The organism is Pseudomonas sp. Kh14 (assembly GCF_900291005.1).
GTDB lineage: Bacteria > Pseudomonadota > Gammaproteobacteria > Pseudomonadales > Pseudomonadaceae > Aquipseudomonas > Aquipseudomonas alloputida.
In genome coordinates this window covers 1-272 of the sequence record NZ_OLKJ01000105.1, presented here as the reverse complement: position 1 = coordinate 272, position 272 = coordinate 1, and the positions used below count along the sequence as shown (strand labels likewise).

Sequence of the window (272 nt, the reverse complement as noted above, 5' to 3'; positions counted from 1 at the left end):
CCGGTGACCATGCGCCGGCTGATCACCGGGCTGCCGGAGGAATCGATCCTGGACGTGGCCCAGGTCAATCCGCCGGTGATGGTGGATGCGCAGATGGACCAGGAAGACGTGGCGCGGCTGATCCGCCGCCACGATCTGCTGGCCATTCCGGTGGTGGACGCGCAGCAGCACATGCTCGGCATCGTCACCGTCGATGACATCCTCGATGCGCTGATCGAAGAGTCCACCGAAGACGCGCACAAGTTCGGCGGCATGGAAGCGCTGGACAAGCC

1 protein-coding gene is annotated in these 272 nt (G+C 65.1%); it reads left to right on the top strand.

Features of this window, described 5'->3' with window-relative positions:
• Nucleotides 1–9: 9 nt before the first annotated feature.
• On the top strand, nucleotides 10–272 hold a 263-nt coding region (locus tag FQ668_RS27490), incomplete at its 3' end, for a CBS domain-containing protein (RefSeq protein ID WP_218570899.1).